The organism is Desulfosporosinus meridiei DSM 13257, from assembly GCF_000231385.2.
Taxonomy (GTDB): domain Bacteria; phylum Bacillota; class Desulfitobacteriia; order Desulfitobacteriales; family Desulfitobacteriaceae; genus Desulfosporosinus; species Desulfosporosinus meridiei.
This window is the reverse complement of the sequence record NC_018515.1, coordinates 333,046-356,373: the sequence shown is the minus strand read 5'-3', so window position 1 is coordinate 356,373 and position 23,328 is coordinate 333,046. Positions and strand designations below refer to the sequence as shown.

At 40.6% G+C, this 23,328-nt stretch carries 17 protein-coding genes and 1 pseudogene; 1 reads left to right on the top strand and 17 read right to left on the bottom strand.

All coding sequences use genetic code 11. The features are described 5' to 3' along the window. Nucleotides 1–209 precede the first annotated feature (209 nt). From DESMER_RS01770 to DESMER_RS01720, 12 genes are all read right to left on the bottom strand, one after another. A complete protein-coding gene (locus tag DESMER_RS01770) occupies nucleotides 210–485 on the bottom strand; it encodes a hypothetical protein (RefSeq protein WP_042333270.1) in 276 nt (91 codons plus the stop codon). 470 nt (nucleotides 486–955) lie between these two features. Beyond that, entirely contained in the window at nucleotides 956–2,593 is a 1,638-nt protein-coding gene (locus tag DESMER_RS01765; protein WP_014901347.1) for a hypothetical protein, read from the bottom strand. A 109-nt stretch (nucleotides 2,594–2,702) separates the two neighbouring features. Further along, entirely contained in the window at nucleotides 2,703–2,933 is a 231-nt protein-coding gene (locus tag DESMER_RS01760) for a hypothetical protein (protein WP_242831029.1), read from the bottom strand. 196 nt (nucleotides 2,934–3,129) lie between these two features. Beyond that, nucleotides 3,130–3,519 carry a reverse transcriptase domain-containing protein gene (locus tag DESMER_RS23715; protein WP_242831087.1) on the bottom strand — a complete coding sequence of 130 codons (390 nt, stop codon included), beginning with the start codon at nucleotides 3,517–3,519 and terminating at the stop codon, nucleotides 3,130–3,132. 882 nt (nucleotides 3,520–4,401) lie between these two features. Next, complete coding sequence (gene glmS / locus DESMER_RS01755) at nucleotides 4,402–6,225, bottom strand: glutamine--fructose-6-phosphate transaminase (isomerizing) (protein ID WP_014901346.1); 1,824 nt, start codon at nucleotides 6,223–6,225, stop codon at nucleotides 4,402–4,404. A gap of 665 nt (nucleotides 6,226–6,890) precedes the next feature. Next, nucleotides 6,891–8,228: a phosphoglucosamine mutase gene (glmM, locus tag DESMER_RS01750; RefSeq protein ID WP_014901345.1), complete on the bottom strand. Its 1,338-nt coding sequence runs from the start codon at nucleotides 8,226–8,228 to the stop codon at nucleotides 6,891–6,893. A gap of 221 nt (nucleotides 8,229–8,449) precedes the next feature. Then, nucleotides 8,450–10,051, bottom strand: a complete 1,602-nt coding sequence (locus DESMER_RS01745; RefSeq protein ID WP_014901344.1) for an NAD(P)/FAD-dependent oxidoreductase — start codon at nucleotides 10,049–10,051, stop codon at nucleotides 8,450–8,452. Nucleotides 10,052–10,055: 4 nt separating this feature from the next. Continuing rightward, nucleotides 10,056–11,297, bottom strand: a complete 1,242-nt coding sequence (locus DESMER_RS01740) for a CdaR family protein (protein ID WP_014901343.1) — start codon at nucleotides 11,295–11,297, stop codon at nucleotides 10,056–10,058. 2 nt (nucleotides 11,298–11,299) lie between these two features. After that, nucleotides 11,300–12,112, bottom strand: coding sequence for a diadenylate cyclase CdaA (cdaA, locus tag DESMER_RS01735; RefSeq protein ID WP_014901342.1), 813 nt, complete (start codon nucleotides 12,110–12,112; stop codon nucleotides 11,300–11,302). A 105-nt stretch (nucleotides 12,113–12,217) separates the two neighbouring features. Then, a complete protein-coding gene (locus tag DESMER_RS01730; RefSeq protein WP_014901341.1) occupies nucleotides 12,218–13,243 on the bottom strand; it encodes a DUF1786 domain-containing protein in 1,026 nt (341 codons plus the stop codon). 91 nt (nucleotides 13,244–13,334) lie between these two features. Continuing rightward, nucleotides 13,335–14,483, bottom strand: a complete 1,149-nt coding sequence (locus DESMER_RS01725; protein WP_014901340.1) for a DUF362 domain-containing protein — start codon at nucleotides 14,481–14,483, stop codon at nucleotides 13,335–13,337. Next, nucleotides 14,483–15,214, bottom strand: a complete 732-nt coding sequence (locus DESMER_RS01720; RefSeq protein WP_014901339.1) for a PIG-L deacetylase family protein — start codon at nucleotides 15,212–15,214, stop codon at nucleotides 14,483–14,485. The genes DESMER_RS01725 and DESMER_RS01720 overlap by 1 nt, the downstream gene beginning before the upstream one ends. Nucleotides 15,215–15,438: 224 nt before the next feature. Between DESMER_RS01720 and DESMER_RS01715 the strand changes: the two genes are divergently transcribed. Next, nucleotides 15,439–16,221 (top strand): CAP domain-containing protein, encoded by a 783-nt coding sequence (locus tag DESMER_RS01715; protein WP_014901338.1) that lies wholly within the window; start codon nucleotides 15,439–15,441, stop codon nucleotides 16,219–16,221. A 143-nt stretch (nucleotides 16,222–16,364) separates the two neighbouring features. Here the strand turns inward: DESMER_RS01715 and DESMER_RS01710 are convergent. The 5 genes and pseudogenes from DESMER_RS01710 to DESMER_RS01690 form a co-directional block, all read right to left on the bottom strand. After that, nucleotides 16,365–17,093: pseudogene (locus DESMER_RS01710) on the bottom strand (HAMP domain-containing protein); the annotation flags it as partial. A 256-nt stretch (nucleotides 17,094–17,349) separates the two neighbouring features. After that, the gene (locus DESMER_RS01705; protein ID WP_042333266.1) at nucleotides 17,350–17,709 is read right to left on the bottom strand and encodes a hypothetical protein; all 360 of its coding nucleotides are present in this window, start codon (nucleotides 17,707–17,709) and stop codon (nucleotides 17,350–17,352) included. A gap of 66 nt (nucleotides 17,710–17,775) precedes the next feature. Next, nucleotides 17,776–21,051, bottom strand: a complete 3,276-nt coding sequence (locus tag DESMER_RS01700) for a PAS domain S-box protein (RefSeq protein ID WP_014901337.1) — start codon at nucleotides 21,049–21,051, stop codon at nucleotides 17,776–17,778. 251 nt (nucleotides 21,052–21,302) lie between these two features. Then, nucleotides 21,303–22,442, bottom strand: a complete 1,140-nt coding sequence (wecB, locus tag DESMER_RS01695) for a non-hydrolyzing UDP-N-acetylglucosamine 2-epimerase (protein ID WP_014901336.1) — start codon at nucleotides 22,440–22,442, stop codon at nucleotides 21,303–21,305. A 6-nt stretch (nucleotides 22,443–22,448) separates the two neighbouring features. Next, nucleotides 22,449–23,318 (bottom strand): YncE family protein, encoded by an 870-nt coding sequence (locus DESMER_RS01690; protein WP_014901335.1) that lies wholly within the window; start codon nucleotides 23,316–23,318, stop codon nucleotides 22,449–22,451. Nucleotides 23,319–23,328 lie beyond the last annotated feature (10 nt).

The window sequence follows — 23,328 nt, the reverse complement described above, 5'->3', positions numbered from 1 at the left end:
GTTATATGGCAGTATAAAAACTAGTACTAGATCAAATACTTTTCTAAGGATTGAACTTCACTTATCGGCTCCTACTTCTAATCGCTTCGCTGCCTTAGTGTATTAAAGGTAGATGCCCGTCGTCTTCGCCTTAAAATCTAACCTCAACTCTTACACCAGCAAGGAAAATCACTTCTACCGGTCCATCGTTTCCTACTAAACTATATGGTCTACGTTTTAAGCATCAGTTCATACGAGAACCCTTCAATCAGACCTCTGTCCTCAACCAAACGTCTTAGTTCTTTTGCCCAATATCTAAGCAATAAATCGCTTCCATCCATGCATTGTTTCCATTCTTCTTCATAGGTTATCCGGCTTTCTATCAACTCGTTCCAAGCGTTAACAAAGGCCCGTTCCGGTAAATCCCCATCGATCTTGACCTCGCATTGGCAGTCATCCGGTCCCAGCGGTTTATATCGTCCTGATCTAAATCCTGAGCAGGCCAATATTGCCACCCAAGTCCTGGGTACGTGCTGACTCTCGCATGACATATGTACGACTACAATGCTTACAGATTATTTTTCCAACAAAACCATACCTTTCGCTCTGATTATAATGGTACTTGCTCATAGAAGAGCCTTCTTATACTGCTCCTGTCGCTCAAATTCAAGCTGCACACACTGCCAGGTATCCTTATCAATAATCGCTGTATGGGTGTCCTCATAATAAATACTGCGGCAGTTCTCCCTTGTTTTTGACCCTCTTCTTGGTTAAAAGATCGGCGTTAAAGATCTTCTGAAACCTTGTTACCGCGTTGAGTGAGAACTCCGTCTTCCGTTAAGCGTCTTGCTATAGTGTGATATCCAGCCTGCAAGGTCAGCACCTATGTATCCACCGTCTCCGCCTTAACATCTAACCCCAACCCTTGTCCCATTGAGAAAATCCCCTCGCCAGGCCATCGTATACGATTTCTTAATCACCAATAAGTTTTTTTACGAGTTTTCCGTTCTTCACATTCTTCATGATTACGATCCCCAAGAAATTCATCAGTTCTGGATATTGTAGGGTCAAACCATTCAGCTTTCTTCTTAGCCCAATCTATCCATGAAGAAGTTTCCTCATCAATATTTTCTGCTGACTCTAAAGCAGAGATAATGGCTCTGATTTTACAGGCAGTGTCATAATCCTGTGCCATATTGGTCAACGCAATTGTCCGGTCAACTTCTTCATTGAAGCGTTTGCGGCGTTCTTGGCGCAGCCTTTCCTCTTCCTCTTGTTTACGTTTGGCTTCCTCACGTGCTTCTCGGTCAAGGCGAACCACTTCAGATTCTTCATAGAGTTCGATTAGTATATCGCCGAGCCTGGTTTCAATATTAACCGTATCTGTATCTCTAAAATATCTGCCCTTACGAATACAGATTCTAAGTTTTCCATTGAAAACATAGTCATACTTACGAATATTGGGTTTACTAGCCCATGTGTGATGGCGCTCTGCATCTTCATAGATAAGTATTTCCTTTGCTTCTTGCCGTGTGATTTGATGCTTGACTTCATCTTGCGCCTCAAACACTTCAAGATAGACTTGTTCACTTCTAACCTGAAGGGAAAGATCATTATTGACTGAACCGCCTAAACTTTCAACTTGACGATATATCGCATCAAGTATCCGATAAACCCTTGAAAGGGTTTCATCTGAGATAACACCGGCTAGAAATGGTGGACGATTGGAATAGCTATAGTTACTGAAGCCTTTTTGTGTACCCTCAGGCCTCATGTTTTTTTTATTCCATTCTTTGACCACAGACCTATAGGCAACTATCTTTTTATGTAATTGTGCATTTTCAGGCGATACCTTAACTTGTCGTGCAGCAAGATGTACTTGTTGTTTCTCGCCTTCAGCTAAAAATACAAGCGGTTGCCCAGTTGCATTACTGACCTTTACGCCTTCAAAAGTCCTTGCCCCTATTATCTCAGTAACTCCTTTTGTTTTTGGGAGCGGGGTCTTTTTGGGTTTTGCCCCTGCGCGAATCTTTGACCAGTAACCCCGGGGTGGAACAGGTATATTAAGTGTTTTACAGATTTTATGTATAGCCACGTCTGACACGGCATATTGAGCAGCAACATCAACAACCGGTTTTGCCCACACCTCTTCATAAAGTTTTTCCCGGTTATAAATGTTTTGCTTTTTATCCACCGTCCGATAAGTAGTCCGATTATCTGGAGGAGTAGCCACCTCTTCAGCTTTATGCTGCTTTTCAGTTGTTTCATTATACTCCACGGCTTCATTTGAATCCGGGTTTTCCTCGACTTTGGCTTTATTCACTTCAGTAACAGCAATAGATGCAGCAGCAGTTTTGCGTTTGGGAGTAGAGTTAGCTGGCAGCGAAACTTCAATTACTCTGGACTCTGGCAACGGTGTTTTTGTTACGGCTTTACCAAATTTGAGTTGTGTCCAGTATCCGGACGGCGGGTATGGAATATCTGCTTCGTTACATAATTTAAGCAATTCGACGTAATGCACGTTATATTTCTTAGCTACACCGGCTACTGAGATCTCCCATATTTCATTATACAATTGCCCTCTGGACATTTTTTTGATTTGATCTTCTGTCAAATTGATTCCTCCTTTCTTTTCTTATTTTTCTGGCCAAAGAGAATAAGCTTAGCTTTATTTTTTCTCGCTATGAATCTAGATTCAGCGAAACCGCATACTCAAATAATTTTTATCTCTGTTTTGCGCTTTCGCTTAATATAAAAAGCAGGTATTTTTTCATTTCTTCAAACTGCGAAATGATCGTGTTGAGGTTCTTTTCAATGTTTTGAACCTGAACATTGGTTATCTTCCCATGCTTATAGGCAATCAGCCGCTCATCGATAATATGGTAACTCCAGCTGTCGGAGTAACCGTCTTCATTTTTAATAGCATATCCGATTGGCAATAGATCATTTCTCATTCCGATGCTCACAGCCATAGGGGATATTCCCAGATAATTCTGTAATTTGGCAAGTAATTTTCGGGAGTTTTCTTATATCATCATCTGTATATTTAGCCATTTGTTTCACCTCCGATCTATTTCGACCTTCTTTCCTTTCCATTATTATACGACATAAGTTGCTTATTTTAACGTGAAAAACCCACAGAGTAGGCACCTACCACCCTGTGGGTCGAGTATAACTATTATGCTTTAACCACCGTACTATCCCAAAAGTAAACTGAATATCATTGGAATCATTGACCGTGACTTTGTCTACCACCGAATACCATAGCGTTTTCATCAAACTCTTCCAAAAGTGAGTCCTGCTGTAACCTGTTTCAACATAGGAACGAGTAAGTTTTAGAATACGTTTGTTCTTCTCTTTTCGAGCTACTCTGGCTATTAATATGTCGTGGTTTACACGATCTAAAAACTTCTCCAAGTCGGTGTCTACTACTACTTTATATCCCTGTTGGATGTATTCGCGTGCTTGTCGTGCCGAATCATGTCCTCTTTTTCCCGGTCTAAACCCATAGCTATATGGGGAAATGTCTGGGTCAAATATTGGGGTTAATACTTGGGTAAGTGCCTGCTGAAGTAGACGGTCTAAAGCAGTGGGATTCCTAAATTCCTAGTCCCGCCATCAGGATCAGCCGGATGTTTTATTCCTTTATTTTCTGCAATGAACAGAGTATCTTCGCCTGTTGAGGAAACTGTTCTCGAATATCCACAATAGACGGATTCCATTCTAAGAAATGGAAATAATCACGTTCTAGCCATTACAAAATAAGCAGTTATAAATTAGTTCCCGACTTTTGTACGGTTCCCAACTTTTTGTAATTATTACTCACACTGGTCCAATTATGTCCACCACTGGCGTACAACGAAACATGCCAAATTAATGATATATTTCGTTGTACTGTATCTTACCGATAAATGTTTCGATAATTGCTAAAATTTACCTAAAACAGTCGGGTGGCCGCTTCATATCACTAGTTCTCAACAATTTGGACTTTATTTGATGACAATTACGGTATAAATTGGTGACAACTAAAAGTATAATCAGTGACAATTTATTGTGCACGCCACATTACCGACTTTATTAATCTAAATCAGCTAGTCTAACCTTCTCTTTTTACCGACTTTCAAAAAGTTTACCGACTTTATTAACCATTTACCGACTTTATTAATCTACAACACCTCGCAAACCAATTCAGTGCTACTTCATCTGGAAAATGTCCAAAAAGTGTTAAACATCTTATCATCCTCAATTCAAAGAGGCTACACAGAACACTATTCTAGTAATAGCCTCTTATTAACCGACTTAGTAAAAGAAAACATTTAGAACTCATAATGGTCTCAAACTTTTTAATTATAGTCTCACACTTTATGAACATAGTCTCAAACTATTTGAGAACCCACACTGGAGTCTTTACTGGCCCCTCCCTTACTCCACCGTAACGCTCTTCGCCAAATTCCTCGGTTTATCGACATCGCACCCTCTTGCAACAGATACATAGTACGATAGCAGTTGCAGTGGAATAACTGTAAGCATGGGGGAAAGCTCATCCAAGGTCTCGGGTATATAGATGACATGATCCACCGACTTCGCCATACTGGTGTTACCTGCATAGGTCAGTCCGATCACTTTAGCATCCCGGGCCTTTACCTCTTTGACATTAGAAATCGTCTTTTCATATACATCTCGTTGAGTAGCTAAAGCGATAACAGGCGTTTCCTCAGTGATCAAGGCCAAGGTGCCATGCTTCAATTCTCCCGCTGCATAGGCTTCCGCGTGGATATAAGAAATCTCTTTTAGTTTAAGTGATCCTTCCATTGCCACAGCCCAATCTAGAGAGCGTCCGATGAAAAACGTGTTTTCTACCTTAGCAAAGGATTTTGCTAATTCTCTAATTAAATCTTCTTGATCTAACAGCTCTTGAACTTGAGCCGGAATCTTTTTCAGAGCCTCAATAATCTCTCCTATTTTTCCCGAAGGTAATGACCCTTTGACTTGAGCGAGATAGAGTCCTAGTAAAACCATTCCCTCTAACTGAGTGGTGTATGCCTTTGTTGAGGCTACTGCAATCTCTGGACCGGCCCAAGTAAAGATTACATCGTGAGCTTCACGGGACACGGTACTGCCGACTACATTTGTAACTGCTACCACCCGGGCACCGCGGTTTTTTGCTTCACGCAGAGCTGCTAAGGTGTCAGCAGTTTCCCCCGACTGGCTGACTACCACAACTAAAGTATGCTCATCAACTAATGGGGAGCGATAGCGGAACTCGGAGGCTATATCGACTTCGACAGGGAGGCGCGCCCAGCGTTCGATCAGGGTTTTGCCAACCAACCCTGCATGCCAGGCTGTACCGCAGGCAACGATATATACCTTATTAATTTGGGCAAGTTCATCCAGAGTTAAGTCTACTTCTTGGAGGACGACTCGCTCCTCTTCCAGACGGCCTAACACCGTGTCTCTCAGGGCCTTTGGTTGTTCATGGATCTCTTTGAGCATGAAATGCTCATATCCACCTTTCTCAGCAGCTACTGCATCCCACTTTACATCATAGACTTCCTTCGTGCGAGGATTCCCTTCAAAGTCTGTGACCTTAACCCCTTCTTCAGTAATGACTACCATTTCACCGTCATCTAAAATATAAACTTTACGAGTATAGTTCAAAATCGCAGTAATGTCACTGGCTACAAAAAATTCTCCTTCACCGAGACCGACCACCATTGGACTATCTTTGCGAGCTGCCACCAATTTATCGGGTTCCTGACGTCTTAAGGCGACCATCGCAAAGGAACCCCGAATAGTCTTTAGAACCTTTCTCATTGCTCCTTCAAGGTCACCTTCAAAGTAATCCTCCAGTAAGTGAGCTAAAACTTCCGTATCTGTCTCAGAAGCAAATTTATGGCCTTTTTCAATAAGCTTATCTTTTAATTCCAGGTAATTTTCAATGATTCCATTATGCACAACTACAAAATCTTGATTACAATCGCAATGGGGATGCGCATTTAGCTGAGATGGTCGACCATGAGTTGCCCAGCGAGTGTGACCGATTCCGATAGAAGCTTGAGAATAATCCTGACCAAGTTCTCCTTCTAAAGCAACTAACTTTCCAACGCTTTTTGAAACCACAATTTTTTCACAGTCAAGGACTGCTACACCTGCAGAGTCATACCCTCTATACTCTAATTTCTTTAATCCATCAACTAAAATAGGAATAGCTACTCTTTTTCCAATATATCCTACGATACCACACATATTCGTTACCCCTCTCAAAATAATAATAGTACATCCATACTCGTCTCCAGTATGTATCAATATACACAATTTTCTTTAGAACTTTCTTATCAGTAAAATTCGAGCACCTTTTCTGCCGCCTATTACTCATAGTCTTACAATTAAGAACGTTACATCTCTCGTTCCCGGATGAAAAAAATAAAGCCATCCTTAGTTGGACGACTTTAATCAGATTCTTGGCAACAACAAGCAAGGGGGATCAAATTAAACCCACTTTCCCCTTGTCTTGACAGCTTTACCTTTGTCCCAAAAATTACTCTCTGGTTTTAAGCAAGCTTTACGGTGACAAGCCACCGAGAGGGATCCGCCGAATACTTCGATAACCCTCTTCCTCGTCGACCTTAGCATTAATAGAAAGGTCCTGGCGCTTTAAGATATTGCCGTTCCTGATTCAATCGTCCAGAGTATCCCGATTACTTTTAACCGATAGCATCACCTTCTTTCCAAGAATAGATCTATACTAAAAAGAATGGCTAATCACATGCCTTATCCATTTACACTGATTAAGGCTATTTGACAGATCTGATTTAGTTCATGTGCCTCTTTTCATAAAGCTCTGGTAAACTCTACTGCAAAAGACACATGAAACTATTATAGCTAAAATTTAAAAAGTATGCACTGGTATTTTATTCATCACATAGCAGAATAGTGTCGATTACTTCTTGGGCTAATTCTTTCAATTTTTGTTGGTCTGAACCTTCTACCATTACCCGAATTAAAGACTCTGTGCCAGAAGGGCGTACTAATACTCTGCCTGTACCGTTAAGTAGATCCTCTGCTTCTTGTACTTTGGTAAGTACTCGATCATCCTTCATTAACCGTTCCTTATGTTGAACTTTAGCATTAAGCAAAACTTGAGGCAGCCGTTGCATTTGAGATGCGAGCTTTGACAAAGGAAGTTGCCGTTCCTTGATCACTGCCAAGAGCTGAAGAGCAGTTAATAAACCATCGCCCGTGGTGTTGTTGTCCAGGAAAATAATATGTCCAGATTGCTCTCCCCCAAGCTGAGCCCCTGTCCTGATTAATTCTTCCATAACATAGCGATCCCCGACTTTTGTCTCATAGATCGCGATTCCCGCTTCTTTTAGAGCCAGATGCAACCCCAAATTGCTCATTACAGTAACTACAACTGCATTTTGTGCTAACTTTCCTTTTCCTTTCTGTGCTAAAGCACAAATAAGCATAATAAAGTCTCCGTCTAAAACAGTTCCATGTTCATCTACTACAATAAGACGATCAGCATCTCCATCCATTGCCAACCCTAGGTCTGCATTGTGCTCCAGAACAGCCTTCTGCAACTTTTCAGGATGAGTCGATCCGCAGCCTGCATTGATATTCACACCGTCAGGTGTATTACAAATAGAGATTACTTCAACCCCTACTTCCTGTAATACTTTTGGGCCAACAAAGGATGCCGCACCATTGGCACAATCTAGAACGACTTTAATACCATCTAAACGTCCTACAGTATTCTTGAGAAAATCCTTATAGCGGGCTTCGGCATCAGGTACTTCGATAACCCGGCCGATCTCCCCACCGATTGGGGTTTCCCAAGGTTTTTCAGTACTGACAACAATTCTTTCTATGTCATCTTCGATGGCATCGGGCAATTTATAACCTGTTGAATCAAAAAACTTAATCCCATTATCTTGTACTGGATTATGCGAGGCAGAAATAACGACACCGGCACTAACATCAAGAGTTCGAGTCAAGAGGGCGATTCCAGGAGTCGGTAGTACCCCAACCCGCAAGACATCCGCTCCAACTGAGCAGATCCCTGCAATAAGTGCAGCTTCAAGCATATCTCCTGAGATTCTAGTGTCTTTGCCAATTATGATTCGGGGATGTGGATGCTCCTTGCTAAGTACATAGGCACCTGCCTGCCCAAGGCGAAAAGCAAGACTGGGGGTCAGTTGGCTGTTAGCCACACCACGCACCCCATCAGTTCCAAAGAGTCGATCCAAATCGTTCCCTCCCTTCTTATTTAGTGTATTGTTTTCCTAGTAAAAAGTTCTTAATTTTCAAATATAATTTTAGAATTCAAGATTTTACATTCCAAACAAAAGGCTCTTACATCGTCGACATATTCCTATGTATTGCAGTCATATAAGCTATATGTCCAATACTTACACATAGCATACGGAACCGCCCCTATACATATTTGATAAAAGTCAACTACATTAGTTTACTCTATTGGAGCAAATTGCGCCATAAGAAATTCAGCAATTCTAATACCATCGACAGCAGCACTTGTAATTCCCCCTGCATACCCCGCTCCTTCACCCGTCGGATAGAGTCCCGCCAGATTTAAGGATTCTCCCTGGGTATTTCGGACGATGCGAATGGGAGAACTGGTTCTTGTCTCAATCCCTGTCAAAGTTGCCTCTTTCCCACTGAAACCTTTAATCTTCCCATTGAAATCTCGAAGAGCACGCTCTAAAACATCTCCTACAACTTCCGGAAGCACCTCATGTAAGTTATACGGTTTAATACCGGGATTATAAGTGGGTAACAAATCAAAATTATCCGTTACACGCCGTTCAAAAAAGTCAACAACTCTTTGGGCAGGTGCCCTATAGGCAGATCCACCGGCAACAAATGCCTTATGTTCCCAGGTTCGTTGAAATTCTAAACCTGCCAGTGGGTTAGCTGTCGGAAAATCGTCTGCCCCAACAGTTACGACTAATGCGCTGTTGGCAATCTTTGTATCCCGAGCATAACCGCTCATTCCATTCGTGACAACTCCATCCTCCTCAGATGCAGCTGCCACAACCTTTCCTCCCGGGCACATGCAAAAGGCATAGGCCCCTCGGCCGGTTCTCACATCCTTGTAAGTGAGCTGATAATCTGCAGCGCCAAGGTGAGGGTGTTCCTCAACTCCATACTGAGACTGATTTATTAGAGCCTGGGGGTGCTCAATTCTCAAGCCAATTGCAAAGGATTTCTTCTCCAGAGTAAGATCCATATCGCTTAATAGTTTAAAGACATCCCGAGCACTATGCCCAATTGCAAGAATAGCTGTTTCAGCGGAAATTTCCTCTTCTCCGTTGACAACTACCTTACTTAGACGGCCTAAGGATGACTTCAATCCGGTTACTTTAGCGCGAAAACGAACCTCTCCGCCCAAAGATACAATTTCCTGTCGAATTCTTTTAACTACATCTTTAAGGATGTCTGTTCCAATGTGAGGCTTCGCTAGGTAAAGAATTTCTGAGGGAGCTCCATGCTTGACGAAGGTTTCTAAGACCTCCGAAATCCGTCGATCTTGGATGCGAGTTGTGAGCTTCCCATCCGAGAAAGTCCCGGCTCCACCTTCTCCAAATTGCACATTACTCTCAGAATCTAACTTTCCTTTATCCCAAAATTCCTGAACCTTACGGGATCGTTCCTCGACGGAGTCACCCCGTTCCAGAACGAGCGGAGCATATCCCTTTCGCGCTAATGATAATGCAGCAAAATACCCTGCCGGTCCGGCACCAATTACTACCGGACGATGAACCAGGGTATTGCTGGGTTTTGGCCATATAATAGGAACCTCTATAAGCGCCTCCTTAAGTCCGGGAACCCGAGCTAAAATTCGATTCCCTTCAGGTCTCGGCACATTAAGAGAGAATTGGAGCGTATACACGAAAGCAAGATGAGGCTTCTTACGAGCATCTAAAGAACGCCTCAGAAAACGCAAACCACTGATACTTTGTTCCGACACTTTCATTTTACGAGCCATTATAGTCGTTAAGAAAATATCCTCTTCTACAGCGATTCTCAAATTCGACCACACTAAATCCACTTATTTACTCTGCTCCTTTATCCAAGTGAGCTTTAAGACTATAGGTCACTTGAGGTGTAGTAGGCATTGTCACTCCCGGAGGAAGCTGCCAGAAAACATTGATATTCGAATAACTGCCAACTGGCTGACCGGAAGCATCAACCCAAAGTTGTATCTGATCTGCTGTTACATTCTTTAAGTTGTCGGAAAGTCCCTCAATTACAATATCTATAGGGGCTATTGATTGATCTATCTCTAAATCTTTCCCCACATTTCGAATTTGAACCGCAACCCCTGGAATAGTTTTTTGGACAGGCCCGGGCCCAATCTGGGCAGTTACACTTATGGTTGTTCCACCTATCAAGGAAACTCCCTGTGGTAGAGCGACTTGCTCGATAGGTATCTGAAATGTTTTATTATCCGCTAAATTACTAATGTCCACTGGCCCAATATTGAGTGTGTCGAAGCCTTTCAAAGCTTGCTGGGTCCCGGAAACCTGTACACTACCCGGAGATGGAACTAGTGAGCGAAGTTCCATTCCTGCGGCCAGGGTCCCTTTACTTGTCACTTTAAGGGGAACCATCTTTGAAGACAGCTCCTTTGCCATGATTGGGGCAATTACATCTACGCTGCTTGGATAAGCGCTTAGAATAGTTACGCTTGGGTCAGGTCCAAAAATCGGTTTACCTTCTTTATCACGAAAGCTCACGGGTCTGGAAACCTGAATTGTTTCATTAACTCCTGCTACACTAACTTCAACTATTACTTTGTCTAAGGTGCCTAGCTTAGAGCTGGGACCTCGTACATTAACCGCTGAGGGTTTAATGATAAGACTTCCTACCTGATAATCATTCGCCGGGCTCCCCGAGACAACTGCTTGCACCGGAACCATCTTTTCCTCAACTGTATCTAGAGTTAACTTAATAGTGCTGGGTTGATAATCTACAACATTAGTCCCTGTTGGGATATTTACTTTAATGCCATAGGTACTTTCTCCCGGCATACCGGAAGAAAGATCTACCACTGCATAGATATCTTTAATGTTGGCACTGGGATTTATTCCTTGTAAACGGACACGGACTAAAGGGAGCTGAGTCATTACAACCATTTTTTGATCTAATCCACTGACCACGAGGGGAATTGTCAGTGTTTGTTCAGGAATCAGCTTATCCGTCGTTCCTTGATTCAGCACATATAACCAAAAGAGAATCGCAAACAAAAACGAAACTACCTTAACACCAAGGTTTCTCCGCAACAGCTCTAACATCACTACCACCTCCAAAACGGAATAACCGATGAGGGAATACTCTTAACATCAAGTTCCCTTAGCAATAATTCTCGTAAAGATTTTTCATCGGTAAACCGAGTCAGTGCACCATCTATACCAATAGATATCGCTCCCGTTTCCTCAGAAACAACGAGGGCTAAAGAATCAGTAATCTCTGTTAATCCTAAAGCAGCTCTGTGCCGTGTTCCCAATTCCTTATTAATAGCGGGATTTACAGACAAAGGAAGAAAGCAACCAGCAGCCGCCACTCGATCGCGTCGAATAATTACCGCCCCATCATGAAGTGGTGTATTTGGAATAAAAATATTGACTAAAAACTCAGACGATACCACTCCATCAATTTTGATTCCAGTCTCTACAAAATCTTGAACTCCTGTTTGACGTTCAATCACAATCAAAGCCCCAATCCGATTCTTAGAAAGGACTTGTGTACAACGCACTAATTCTTCCGCGACTTGTTCTAATGTATCTACTCCGGGGGTAGAAGGATGACGAGTAAAAAACCGCCCTCGGCCTAATTGTTCTAAAGCCTTTCTAAGTTCAGGCTGAAAGACAACAGGTATCGCTATGAAAAACACTTCCAAGAGCTTATTTAATAACCAACTAATACTCGTTAATTGAAAATATTTTGCTAGCAAAGAGACTGCTAAAAGAACCATTACTCCTTTGACTAACTGAACAGCACGAGTACGTTTAATGAGCATATAAAACTGGTAGAAGACCACTGCCACCACGATAATATCAATAGCGCTCCGCGGTCCAAAATTACGAAATTGTGATAAAAACTCGGCCATGGTCCCCCCCCGTTTCTTTATGCATTCAAATCTGTAAGAGAGTAATATCTCCCTTGTTTAAATTCTCCATTTATGTAAAAAGTCCTTGCCTTAATTAAACTTTTTTTACTTAATGATTCCCATTCCTGCCAGTATGCCAAAACATCCTGTTAACATCATATCCCCATAAGGTGCCGCTTCATACCAGTTCATTGGTTTTGCCATACTTCTTCTCGGGCCGGTAACAACAACAAAATCCCAGCCGGAGCCCATATCCGGATGAAGAGCCGCTCCATGTCCTCCGTTTGAGTAGATTTCGTCATTGGTCAATTCAGCCAATTGAAATCGTTTGATATAATGCGCCAAAGATTCGGTATCAAGCATACTAGTATGCTGCTCAAATACTCCATAAACCCGTTCACCGCGTATTGCGGCAGCAAGGACATGAGAATTCCCAATATTAATAGCCAAAATTCCCTGATTTAAGTAAGGCTTTACATACTGATCTGCCATGATTCCCAAGAGTGCTGCTGTTCCAGTATCAGTCACGACTGCATTCGGAATAATGGCTCGAAGGGCACGCATTCTCGTATAGACTTTTGGAATAGTCTCTGTGAAGACTAGTTTTTTTAAATCTCCCCCCTGAAGGACAAATTCTTCCCAAAGGCGAAATCTAAGCGTCCTATTGCTCTCCGTAACACTAAAACCATGATCTTGGACTGCTACTGCCGCTCTTGTTGGATAACCCAGGCCAAATGCTTCGAGTGCTTGCCGCAGAGAACCTGTATCTACATCTCCCATCCAGATAGAAGTTACCGGTTCCGGAGGTTTATCGCAAATCAGGATTCCCATGCCTTCTACAATCGCCAAATTGTCGTTAAATGTAACCGCCGCCTCAGCAGTGGCGTAAACTTTAAGACCTGCTGCGATATGTTTTTTTAGCGCAGCAGAACTTGCCCCTCCGCCCATTAAATGCCCATGTAAAAAAATTTGCTCTCTTTTAGACGTAGCCTCTCGAATCTGGGCCGCGACAATCTGGGTTCGACTGGGAACTATAAACTTCGGACAGTTTTCTAGATTTCTCTCTGATTGATAGAGCAAAATATCCTGAGTGCCTGATCCTACATCAATAACTAGTGCACTTTCCGCCATTTAGTAACACCCTCCACCAAAAGACATGCCATATAATTCAATAAAAGACTCTCATGTTTAGATTATCTGTATATTAAGTTTCTATTAGCAATTACTTAATCAGTTTTCTTCCCAACCAAGGTTTATAGAGCTTTACTGCATGATGTGGACAAAGTTCCTGACAGCAAAAACAGCGAATACAAGCTTGCAAGTCGACAATTGGTCGCTGACTTTCATTCATAGTCAATGCTTTCGGAGGGCAGTTATTAAGACAGTCTCTGCATCCCACACACTTATCATGTTCAAACATTGGCAACGGTCTCAAACGATTCATTACAAAATCCTTTACACCCTGAGGCATAGGAAACATATCCAAAAAATTCGTGGATACTGCTTTAGGAATTTTGAAATTCTCTATTCTCCAAAGTGATCGTGGATCACCTGCTAAATCCAGTTCATTGAGCCTGCTAATAAAACCTCGCTCACGTGCTGCCATCAGAGTAGGAACCTTTTCGGGCTTTAAGCCTATCAAATCTGCCGCTACAGTATCTAAGGCATAAGGATCTGTACTCATAAGAAGCGCTCCAACATTCCGTGGGTTGCCCGCTGAAGGGCCATCCCCTTCCATGCCGACAATACCATCCATAATATTAAGAGACGGATTTACCCAAGAAGCAATATCTACTAAAAGGTCGGCAAAATCGGAGATTTTAAACATTTTTAAATGATATTCCGCTTTTAAAAGACCCGGTATAACCCCAAATAAAATTTTAACCCCACCTGTAAAGGTCATCATGCCATGTGTCTTCAGCTTTGAGATAGGGATTACCACATCAGCATTTAAGACGCAGTTTGTTACGGTTAAGCTTTTTACGATTTTTCCTTCCGGATATTGAATTGTTGTTTGTCCGACATCCTCGTTCAAAATTGCTCCTGTACGCTCTGCAACTTCACGCAACCCTGACTTTGAGTAGATGGCTTGAAGGGCATTCACTGTATAGGGTCCACCGGGACTATCCCCGATAATGGCTATCCCCCCAGCCTCCTGAACAAGGCGTACCACAGCTTCGACGACACTGGGATGAGTAGTTACTGCTTCCTCAGGTCGCTTTTTCATAAGCAGATTAACTTTGAGCAAAACCTTTTGTCCAGGTTTTACAAAAGTGGACATCCCACCCCATTCCAAGAGTCCTTCCCTTAAACTCTTCTCTACATCTGCTGTGTAGTCTGGGCAAAATTTCAGCACTACCTTTGCTCTCACTAAGAACCCACCCTCTCCATATCTGCAAAGATGTCCTTACCTCGTCCAGGGAAAGCACTTAACTCAAAATCACATTGGAAATACTCTCGACTATAATAATCTTCTTTGATTTTTTGATCTAAAGCCTCAAACTTCTGCTGTGAAAACAATTGAGTTTTGTGTTCTTCAATTGCTCTCTTTTTCTTTTCAGCCCACGGCTTAATTTCAATAATATAGTCAAGTCCCTTTAATACATTATCGGCAAGCCTCCATCCGGCCTTAACATAGCATAAGCGTGGCAAAATATACGGATCTCCCCACTCCGGTTCAATAAATTCTTTAGCCAATTTAATAGCGGCCTTGGTAAAATGATGGATTGCTCTGTGATCACGGTGTCCTGATGAACCGTCAGCACCAAAGGTAATTATTACTTGAGGCTGAACTTTACGGATAATTCGAACAAGCTTCTCAACTATTTCAAGAGACGGGGAAATCGGAACTTCTTTATCTTTATAGTCCAAAAAGATGACTTCTGTAATCCCCAGAACTTTCGCAGCACGGCTAAGTTCCTGCTCTCGAAATAACCCAAGTTCTTCCTGCTTGCATAGCCCAGCTGCTTTACCAGCTTCTCCTCTAGTAGCAACAACAAGAGTAATTTTAACTCCTTGTTCAGCGTATTTAGCAATGGTTCCACCTAAGGCAAAGGATTCGTCGTCAGGATGGGCAAAGATCAGCAGCATCTCTTTGTTCATATTTATTGCTTCATCCCTTCTCTTATTTTCTATGTAAAGAATCTTTCAACTACTAATTTACATCTGTTTTATTATTATAGCGCTTTTTAGGGTTAGAGGGAAATTTCTTATGAATATTGCGAAATAGTATTGCTATAAAATACCAGTTCCAAGAGACAACCTCTCATGTTATACTGCAGTTGTCTTAAGACAAGCCTTAAATAAAGTTAGGAGGACAAAGGATCGTGAAAAGTTACATAAAGATTTTGCTGGGAATTCAACTGACTGCTCTAATGTCCACTGTTGCGTTACCGGTTCAAGCTGCCTTGTTAATTGGTGCTCCTCGTCAATTATCCGGTTCGGTTATCAGCCTTGGACCTTCTTCTCCCGTCACTACTCCCGCTCCGGCTTCTACTCCTTTAACTCCAACTCCAGCCCCTACTCCAGTACAAGGAAGCCAGCCAACAGTTTCGACTCCGACAAATGTTTATGTTGGAGCATCACCCACTACCCAAGGAAATGTTGTTTCCTTAAAGAATTACACTCAAAACACTGTTCCAGTTACTCCTACCCCAACTCCCACTCCGGCACCTGCACCCACTCCAACTAACCAAACGAACAACTCAATTCCTCCTGTATCAGCTTTAACAGCGGATGAACAACTCATGGTGGACATGATCAATCAAGAACGTGCTGCTGCCGGCTTAAATCCAGTTGTTGCTGACCTACGTCTAACAGCAGTGGGAAGAGCCAAGGCCAACGATATGAAAGTTAACAACTACTTTAGCCATACATCTCCAACCTATGGGAGTCCTTGGGCCATGATGCAACAGGCGGGTATTACAGTACGCTGGGCAGGAGAAAACATTTCTGGAAACAAATCGGTCCCAGCTTCAATGGCTGCCCTTATGCAAAGCCCTGGCCATCGAGCCAACATCCTAGACCCTCGCTTCACACATGTAGGAGTCGGAATTGCTTACGGATCAGCTTATGGCAACCTATATGTACAAGAATTCTTACAACAGTAACATATAATAAAGAACCTCTCAGAGGTTCTTTATTATATGTTGTGTTTACATTTCACATTATCCCGGGCTTAGAAACTCTTACTTGTTTTTAAGTCGGGGTAGTTCTTTGTATTTTTAAGTTGGATATGTGGTTTTTTCATAATTTAGTATTTACCAAACTCGTTATCACTTAAAGCTATCTTTTGTGATTTAGTTGCCGCTGCCTCTTTTTGCAAATTCATGTGGACTGGCTGTTTATTGCTTAAACGTTCAAGCATCTGGAGAACATCAGGATTTAAATCCTCCATTCCTCTACAGGTTTCTCTTGAACATTGAGATTTTCTTAATTTAAACCTCGAAAGCTGTTGTTTTAGCAGTTCTGCTTGACTAGCAAGCTCTTCACTAGCTGCTGCACTTTCCTCTGATGTGGCAGAGTTAGTTTGCACTACAGTTGACACTTGCATAATTCCTTGATTTATTTGTGTGATACCGGATGCCTGTTCATTAGAGGCCACTGCGATATTTCTGACTAACTCAGCAACGCTCGCAATACTAGTAACAATCTGATTGAGGGCTTCTGCTGTCTCATTGGCAATCTTTGTACCACCCTCGGTCTTGTTAATAGATCCCTCTATCATTGCGGTGGTTTCTTTTGCAGCATTTGCTGATCTTGCGGCTAGGTTCAACTCTTCTATTGAACTGGCTTGCTCAGTGGCCCCTTGGGAGAGTGCAATACTAGAATCGGATAGTTGTTTGGAGCCTACAGCAACTTGTTCCGAAGCTGAACTGATATAAGTCATGACTTCGTTCAGGTTATCTGTCATTTTCGCAATGGCGGTTGCTAAGGTTCCTACCTCATCTTTTGTATTAATGTCTATTTCTACATCGGCTTCCAACCGTGACATATAAATCAATCCTCTTCCTAAGAATTCGTTAAGTCTTTATAAATAGTTTAACGGTTCCTAACGCACCGCTGCAGTACCAAAGGTCACCAAATTCTTATGCTTAAGGCATAAATACTTTTGTGCAACTTTAAAAGTAATATGTTAAAAAGCTAATTAAATCAACCGTTTTTGGGTTGTTTTAATTAGCTTTTTAGTAATTATTTCTTTAAGAAAACTTTATGAAATTTGTACATTTATAATGGTCTTAACTTAAGATCTGTTTTTCCCCAAAATAAATTTTAAGTTCTTTGACTGCCTCGTCAATTCTCTTATTTAGATCTGCAACAAAGCTGTTTAATTCTTCGAAGTCTTGAAGCTTTAGCTTAACATCTAAATCCCTCGCACTTTCAAATACTAATATAGCCCTGTAACTACTGGCAATACCTTTGATATTGTGTACGGATTTTCTAATAATTTCAACTTCGTGTAAGATTAAGTGGCTATTAACCTTTTCTCTCTCCTGTATCAATTCTTCAGCAAAAACCTTATAAAGATCTTTCAGAGTGTCATAATCTAGTCCTAAATCCTCTTTAAAGCCAATTATATCCACTATTCTCTGACTCATTTACGTTCTCCCTTTTTAAATCTTTTAACTAAAACCACAAAAAGCACAATATTTATGCTAACTGCACTATTTTTTTAACCACTTTTGGATCATTTTATCAAGGTCATTCATTAAAATTGGTTTGCTGATGTAGTCATCCATTCCTGCTTTAAGGCATTTATCACGATCCCCTTCCATAGCATGAGCAGTCATGGCAATAACTACAGTATCTTTGTTCAATCCTTCATTCTTAATCCTGCTTGATGCTACATACCCATCCATTATTGGCATTTGACAATCCATCAAAATAATATCGTATTTTGTTATCTTACACATTTCCACAGCTTTATGCCCATTCCCAGCTAACTCAGTCTTATATCCTAATTGTCCCAACATAACAATTGCTAGCTTTTGATTCGCTAAAGTGTCTTCCACCAGTAAGATCGTTAATTCTTTATTTCTTATTGCCTTATTTGGCAGACCTTTTTCTTCTTTTTCCACATTTGAAAATTCATCACTTAACTCCTTCTGAGCACCATAGTCAGTTGTAAGTAAGTCTCTGCTTAGAATCTGTATATTCTCCTGATTAAGGTTTGTGTTAGCATTGTGCTTATTTAATTCTAATTCAATCAAAAATGTAGATCCTTTACCTAAGACACTATTTACACTTATTTGACCATGCATCAGTTTAATAATCCGTTGAGAAATGGCCAGCCCCAGACCGGTGCCTCCATACTTCCTTGTTGTTGAGGTATCCGCTTGAGAGAAAACAGTAAACAACCTTGGCAACACTTCTTTGCTTATGCCTATTCCTGTATCACTGATTTGAAGTTGGATCTTTACACTTTTTTCCCTTTCTTCCCTAAGGAAAAGCTTTAAATCAACTTCTCCTGCTTCCGTAAATTTAAGGGCATTACCTACAATATTATTGAGAACCTGCCTTAACCTATTAGGATCCCCGTTTAACCATTTGGGAACATTTCCCTCAATGAACAGATTAATTCGGATGCCCTTACGGTTAGCTTTAGGGACAAAAAGGTTTATTGAATCATTTACAAGGGCATGCATATCAAACAGGATATTCTCAAGCTCCAGTTTATCTGCTTCAATTTTTGAATAATCTAAGATATCGTTGATAAGCAGCAGGAGCGCATTAGAAGCTGACTTTATTTGCCCTAGAAATCCCCTTTGTTCTCTTGTCAAATCTGTTCTACATAGCAGTTCAACAAAGCCAACAATTCCATTCATAGGGGTTCTTATCTCATGCGACATATTTGCGAGAAATTGACCTTTCAAAATACTGGCGGTCTCTGCGGTTTTTTTTGACTTTTCTAATTCCTCATTGATCAAACTTCGCTCGATTGCTCTCTCCAAAGAATTAGCAAAGGCTCTTAAAACAGAAAACTCTGCCTCTGACCACTTTCTTTCATAAGTACAATCATCAAGACCTACAAATCCCCAGAAATCTCCCCTAACAAAGACAGGAATTACCGCAATGGATAAAATATTTTGACTCGTAAGGATTTCCCGGGTTCTGTCATCTTTAAGCTCTTTTACAATTCCAAAATAAGCTTCTCCTCTAATCAGTGGTTCAATAAAACTATATATTTTAGGAAAAGGAATTTCCTGTAAGTCGGAATTAGTTATCTGAGATTCACATGTACCTGAATTCCATTCAACTTTTTGATTAGTATACCGATTTCCAGCCACATCCGTCGAGTTTTGAAACAGATAAATTCTATCGGCCTGAGTCGCTGTTCCAAGCAATTCAAAGGAATTCGTCACTGCTACTAAATAGTCACTGCAATCTAAAAACTCTTTAATTGACATGGCAACAGCGGATAGTATCTTTTCTTTTTTATTTAATTCCTCTTCAGCACGTTTTCTCTCCGTAATATCAACCAATACTGCAAGCACGGCAAATTCGTTTTCATAGGTTATTGGAGAAGTCTTGACAATTAAATTCGATAACTCTCCTGTTTTCTTAATGAATTCTATCTCAAAATCTCCGATAGTGTCTCCTATCAACCTTCTTTTCATATTTTCTAAAATAAGTTCATTTGACTTTTTAGAAACAAATTTTTGAACGCTCTGACCTATAACTTCGTCTTTTGTGTATCCAGAAGCTCTTAAGCCCGAATCATTAACAAAGACAATTATCCCAACTTTAAATATTACTACTATTTCGGGGGCACAGTTCACAATGGCAGAATATCTCTCTTCGCTTTCTCGAAGTTGTTCCTCAATTTTTATCCTCTCTGTAATATCATCAAAACACTCAATTCCGCCAGTGACTTCACCCATCTTATTTCTAATAACAGCTACATTTTTAGATATATATCTTCTATTTCCATCCTTATTAATAATAGTACATACTTTTCCAATCATTGGTTGAGAAGCTTCATTTAATTTAAGTCCGCATTGCTCTTTACAAGGATCCTCGGAAAACAAGGAGCAGTTTTTTCCGACAGCTTCTTCCGTGGAGTAACCAGTTAAATACTCCGCCCATTTATTCCAGCTTAAAATCTTCTTATTATTATCAACTGAAAAGACAGCACTCGGAACTGTATTCAGCAGCATTTCTGCATAATCTGTTTGAACCTGTAATTGCTTTTCGGCGAGTTTTCGTTCTGAGATATCACGAGCAATCCCTATTAGCCCTGCTACATTGCCGTTTTCATCATAAAATGGTGTTTTGACAGTTTCGACATCTGCGCTATTGCCATTTGTCAAAGCTATTCTCTGTTCATACACGCTCGATTTTTCTGATTCTAACACTTCAATATCTTTTTGCTTAATAAAATCAACCATACTGTCATCTTCAAGTAGATCTCTATCCTTCTTGCTTATGACATCTTCTTTCCTTAAGCCGATAAATTTGCTGGCAAAAGCATTATTGCACCCCAAATAAGATCTATTATTGTCTTTGAAAAAAACTAAATCAGGGATTGCATCAATCATAGATTGAAAAAAACGCTGCTGATTTTTAAATTTTGAGATATCTTTACTTATTCCAAAAGCTACATTTTTACCTAGCCATTTGCCAATAAACACACGAGTTTCTACATAAATATATTTACCCTCCTTTGAAAAAAGAGGAATCGTGTTCTTGTATAACTGGCCTTCAAGCATCTTTTGCACAGATTTAAAAGCCTCTTCATGTCGTTCAGGGGGATAAAGATGCAGTATGTTTGCCCCTAGCAACTCTTTTCTGGAATACCCTAACTTTTCCCTTGCTGATTCATTGACCTCAATAATTGATCCAGACTCATTAACAATGAACACGTAGTCTTCAATGATATTAAATAGCGTTCGTAAAGTATCCATTGTTTCGTTGATCATACCTCGGTAATCAAACTTCATCTTTATGCACCTCCATATTTGATGCAGTAATGACAACATAGAAACGGTTAAAATAGAACTTTCGATGTTCTTTGTCAAAATTCCTCTAATTCTGCGAGTATATTTCATAAACCTTTATTTTTCTTGGTTTTTTATAAGGCAATCTCCATTTTAATAAAAATAACTTCAACAAGCACAAAAAAGCTGATCATCATAAACCAAGTTCATGAAAAACAGCTCATTTCATTTAAGTCAATAAATTATAGTGTTTTCTAATATCCTAGCAAGATCTTGAGCACTTTCCTACTAACATTATGTTCCAGGTATTCAACCGGAGCTTCCCAATCGCAACCCATACTTATTGCAATTTCTACAGCTCTTAAAATGTTTTCCAGTTTACAACCGGAAAGGATATTGCTTCCCGATTCCACGGTTTCAGGACGTTCTGTCACATCTCTTAGGGTTACATTAGCTACTTTAAATAGACTACACTCCTCCTGAACCGTCCCACTATCACTTAGAACACAGAAAGCATTTTGCTCTAAACAAACAAAATCGAATAACCCTAATGGTTCTACAATCTTAATTCCTCCCCCTTCTAGAATCTTACTTTGCTTTTGCAATTGAGAGCGGGTTCGAGGATGAAGACTACAAATAAGAGGGATTTTGTAGTCTTTATATAATTTATGAAATGAGGCTATAAATTTGCTAAAACGCACCTCATCATCTACGTTTTCAGCTCGGTGTAAGGTTACTAGAAAATAACTTTTAGAACTTACTCCTAAAGTTTCGAGAATTTGGCTTTGTCTGATCTTATCAGCATAATAACTCAAGACTTCCTTAATAGGATTTCCGGTAACAAATATACGATTTCCGTCAATTCCTTCCTTCAAAAGATTAGCTCGACTACGTTCTGTGTAGGGCATTAGAATATCACTACAATGATCAATGACTCTACGGTTAATTTCTTCCGGCACTCGATCATCATAACAGCGATTACCCGCCTCCATATGGTAAACCGGGATACTCAGCCTTTTAGCTGCCATAGCCGCTAAAGCACTGTTAGTATCCCCTAAAATGAGCAACCGGTCAGGTCTTTCTTTGATCATTACTTGTTCACACTTATAAAGTATTTCACCAATTTGGCCCATTGTGGTTGAAGCCTGACAATTCAATATAAAATTGGGAGACCGCAATTCGAGATCCCTAAAAAAAATATCATTTAATCTTTGGTCATAGTTCTGACCAGTATGCACAAAAATATGATCACATACTTTATCTAAGAGAGGAATAATCCGGCTTAAGCGAATGATTTCCGGGCGCGTACCCAAGGTCGTCATAATTTTCATTTGCATATTCCCTTTCGTGATCAGTAAATTTAAATCAGAAGGAGCATATACTTGCTCCTTCATAGATTTTTATCTACTCTCTAGATCTACCATCGTTTTGATAGTATTTGTACTTCCGTCTAAAACCGTAACATTGTTACTGCCATGATTAGTAATATAAATCAAATTAGCTGTTTGATTAACAATTACTCCTTCTGGGAAGGCTTCTACCCTCACAGTTGTTATAACAGTATGAGTTAATCCATCAATAACTGAGACACTATGACTCCCCCAATTTGTTACATATATTCTGTTGGTCTGGGGATTAACCCCCACCCCCATGGGATTTGAACCTACAGTAATCTCGGTTATTATCTGGTTAATTTCTCCGTCAATGGCTGAGACACTGTCACTGGCAAAGTTTGCAACATAAATTCGATTTGTTACGGAATTTATCCCTAACCCTAAAGGTCCTGAACCCACTATTATACTTCCTATTAAAGTCTGAGTGTTTCCATCAATCACAGATATTCTTCTACTACTGGGATCCAAAAGATAGACTCTGTTAAGAGCGGAGGGAATAGCCGTTTTAGGTACTTCTACCCTCATTCCATTATCAAGCGAAAAAAGTTGTACCGGGAGGATATTATATTTCATGGTCGACCTTCCGGCATCATTCTTACCTAAAACCGTGATTTCAACGTCATCTAAACTAGAGATGAAGTGGAATTCAAAAGCCTCAAATAGAGCATAATAGTTTTGAATAACTACCTCTCCGGGAGCCAAATTCAACAAATCCAAAACGTACTCTTTTTTTACTTCTCCAGTCCAATAATATCCATTTACTCTAATAGTATTGGCTATCGACTCTTTATTTGTTACTGTAACCGAAATCGTTGAACAGGGTTTTATATTGGAAACTCTAGTATTTTCTATCAATCCGGTTGTTAGCGAAGCCATTATATGCCTC

What these genes read in the sequence shown, in the direction of transcription:
- DESMER_RS01760 (WP_242831029.1), bottom strand. Translation starts at nt 2,933, where the DNA reads ATGAGAAATGATCTATTGCCAATCGGATATGCTATTAAAAATGAAGAC.
- glmS (WP_014901346.1), bottom strand. Translation starts at nt 6,225, where the DNA reads ATGTGTGGTATCGTAGGATATATTGGAAAAAGAGTAGCTATTCCTATT.
- DESMER_RS01740 (WP_014901343.1), bottom strand. Translation starts at nt 11,297, where the DNA reads ATGTTAGAGCTGTTGCGGAGAAACCTTGGTGTTAAGGTAGTTTCGTTT.
- cdaA (WP_014901342.1), bottom strand. Translation starts at nt 12,112, where the DNA reads ATGGCCGAGTTTTTATCACAATTTCGTAATTTTGGACCGCGGAGCGCT.
- DESMER_RS01730 (WP_014901341.1), bottom strand. Translation starts at nt 13,243, where the DNA reads ATGGCGGAAAGTGCACTAGTTATTGATGTAGGATCAGGCACTCAGGAT.
- DESMER_RS01720 (WP_014901339.1), bottom strand. Translation starts at nt 15,214, where the DNA reads ATGAACAAAGAGATGCTGCTGATCTTTGCCCATCCTGACGACGAATCC.
- DESMER_RS01705 (WP_042333266.1), bottom strand. Translation starts at nt 17,709, where the DNA reads ATGAGTCAGAGAATAGTGGATATAATTGGCTTTAAAGAGGATTTAGGA.
- DESMER_RS01700 (WP_014901337.1), bottom strand. Translation starts at nt 21,051, where the DNA reads ATGAAGTTTGATTACCGAGGTATGATCAACGAAACAATGGATACTTTA.
- wecB (WP_014901336.1), bottom strand. Translation starts at nt 22,442, where the DNA reads ATGAAGGAGCAAGTATATGCTCCTTCTGATTTAAATTTACTGATCACG.
- DESMER_RS01690 (WP_014901335.1), bottom strand. Translation starts at nt 23,318, where the DNA reads ATGGCTTCGCTAACAACCGGATTGATAGAAAATACTAGAGTTTCCAAT.